The sequence below is a fragment of the Streptomyces sp. NPDC002817 genome, assembly GCF_053592055.1.
In genome coordinates this window covers 1-2,619 of the sequence record NZ_JBSFUY010000098.1, presented here as the reverse complement: position 1 = coordinate 2,619, position 2,619 = coordinate 1, and the positions used below count along the sequence as shown (strand labels likewise).

Sequence of the window (2,619 nt, the reverse complement as noted above, 5' to 3'; positions counted from 1 at the left end):
TGACGGCGGCCGTGGCAAAGTCCAGATGTGCGGCCAGCCGAGTCCAGGCTGATGGCCACCGGAATTCCAGGTGGATGGCCGTCTGACCAGTGGTGTTCCTGATCACTTCCTTAACTGGAGGAGACCCCTCCGACCGTTTGCTGGTGTTTGCACGCATCAGCTACCGGCCGGAGAGGTCCTGTGACGAAGTCTGACACGGAGATTATGGAAATCCTTGAGGCGTACGACCTGACGGGGACGGTCTGGTCGGCGGCGGCCCTGGCGGGGCACGACCCGAAGACGGTCAAGCGGTATGTCGAGGCCCGCGACGGCGGGCGCAATCCCTATGAGCGAGAGCCGCGGCCGAAGATGATCGACGCGTTCCTGGAGAAGGTCGAGGAGTGGGTCGAGCAGTCGAAGGCGACGATCCGCGCCGATGTGGTCCACGAGAAGCTCGTGAAGATGGGCTACCGGGGCAGCGCGCGCTCGACGAGACGGGCGGTGAACGCGGCGAAACTGGCGTGGAAGGCGGGCAAGCGCCGGACGTACCGGCCGTGGATTCCCGAGCCGGGCCGGTGGCTGCAGTTCGACTGGGGCGAGGGGCCGCGCATCGCGGGGCGTCGGACATGGCTGTTCTGCGCATGGCTGTCCTGGTCGCGGTTCCGGGTGGTGATCCCGGTCTGGGACTGCACGTTGGGCACGCTGGTGGCCTGCCTGGACACCACGCTCAGGCGGATCGGCGGGGCGCCGACGTATGTGCTGACCGACAACGCGAAGACGGTCACCGTCGAGCACATCGCCGGGATCCCGGTACGTCATCCGCAGATGGTCGCCGCGGGCCGGCATTACGGCTGCCAGGTGGTCAGTTGCGTGCCCTACGACCCCGAATCGAAAGGCGGCGCGGAGGCCACGGTCCGGATCGCGAAGGCCGACCTGGTGCCCACCAACGCGAACCTGCTGTCCGCCTACGACACCTTCGCCGAGCTCGCCGATGCCTGCCTGACCTGGTGCGATGCGGTGAACTCGCGCCGTCACCGGGCGACCGGGCAGATACCCGCGAGCCGTCTGGACGTCGAACGCACCACGCTGCATGTCCTGCCCATCGAACCGCTCGCGCTCGCACTGGGCGAGGAGAGGCTGGTCGGCTCGGACCGCACGATCAGCTTCAACGCGGTGCGCTACTCGACCCCGCCGGGCTATACCGGTGCCAAGGTGTGGTGCCGGGTGGTCGGCGAGGAACTCTCCATCACCGCCCGCACCAACTCCGGTGATCTGTCGGAGATTTGGCGCCACCAGCTTTCCACCCCGGGTGTTCCGCAGATCATCGATGAGCACTACCCCGACCATCCCGACGGCCGCAGCATCCACCAGCCGAGGCTGCGGCCCCGCTCGGAGGCGGAGATCGCGTTCGTGGGCATCGGCCCCGGAGCCGGGCGCTGGCTCAAGGAGGCCGGACCCGCCGGCGCGGTCCGTATCCGCGCCAAGATGGCCCGCGCGGTCGAGCTGGCCACCGTCCTGGGCAACGACCACGTCGACCAGGCCCTCGGCCTTGCGGCCACGGCCGGGCGCTTCGCCGACGACGACCTGCTCTCGATCCTGGGACACATCGCCGACAGCAAGCCCGCCGGCGAGGTCGTCCGCGCGGACGAGTCCCACTCCGTCCAGAACGGAACCATCGGCTGGCAGGCCCTGGGCCGCTGAGCCAACATGCCGCCCACCACCGCATTCTGACTGCACATCACCCAAGAGAACGGCACCTCCATGTCTTTTCCCAGCCCGCCCGCGATCCCCGAGGAACTCGACAAGCTCATGCGCCGCATGCGCCTGCCCTATATGCGCAAAGCGGCCCCCGACGTGCTGGCCACCGCCCGAGCCCAACGCTGGGACCCCGCCGAGGTGTTGCGGCTGCTGATAGCCGAGGAGGTCACCGGCCGGGACGCGGCCACCCGGCGTCTTCGCCGCCACTCGGCGAACTTCCCCACCGGCAAGACCCTGGGCTCCTGGCGGGCCGAGGACTCCACGATCCCCGAACCCACCCAGAACTCCCTGATCACGCTGGAGTGGATCGGCCGCGCCGAGAATCTGGTGATCGCCGGCCCTTCGGGGACGGGCAAGAGCCACTTCACCGAGGGCCTGGCCCAGGCCGCGATCGAGAACGACCTGCGGGTGTCCTGGTTCACCCTGGAGACGCTCAGTGCCGCGATCGGGAAGTCGAAGGTCGACGGGTCCACCGCACGGACCGTCGCCCGGATCTGCCGCGCGGACCTCATCGTCATCGACGACATCGGCCTGCTGCCGGTCGGGGAAGACGCCGCCGAGGCGTTCTACCGCATCATCGACGCCGCCTACGAACGCCGGTCCATCGCGGTGACCAGCAACATCCACCCCTCAGGCTTCGACACGATCATGCCGAAGACTCTCGCGGGCGCAAGCACCGACCGCCTCATGCACCACGCTCACCTCGTGACCACCACCGGCGACTCACACCGCCTCGCCGAGGCCCTCGCCGGGAAGGGAGTAGTCCCCTTGAACTGACCCCCACCCCCAGGAACACCACTGGCCACACACCTGGGTTTCTGATGGCCACCAGCCTGGACACCCAACGGCCACCCGCCTGGGCATCTCAATGACCGTTGACAT

Annotated in this window: 2 protein-coding genes; both read left to right on the top strand. The window is 68.3% G+C overall.

The annotated features are described in order from the left end of the window. The first annotated feature begins 204 nt into the window (after window positions 1–204). Window positions 205–1,680, top strand: coding sequence for an IS21 family transposase (gene istA / locus ACWD3I_RS49105; RefSeq protein WP_365414161.1), 1,476 nt, complete (start codon window positions 205–207; stop codon window positions 1,678–1,680). Window positions 1,681–1,740: 60 nt separating this feature from the next. After that, a complete protein-coding gene (istB, locus tag ACWD3I_RS49100; RefSeq protein ID WP_235478797.1) occupies window positions 1,741–2,514 on the top strand; it encodes an IS21-like element helper ATPase IstB in 774 nt (257 codons plus the stop codon). The last annotated feature ends 105 nt before the right edge of the window (window positions 2,515–2,619 follow it).

Bases quoted from the DNA above. Each gene is read 5' to 3' on its own strand.
- istA (WP_365414161.1), top strand. From the start codon at position 205: ATGGAAATCCTTGAGGCGTACGACCTGACGGGGACGGTCTGGTCGGCG.
- istB (WP_235478797.1), top strand. From the start codon at position 1,741: ATGTCTTTTCCCAGCCCGCCCGCGATCCCCGAGGAACTCGACAAGCTC.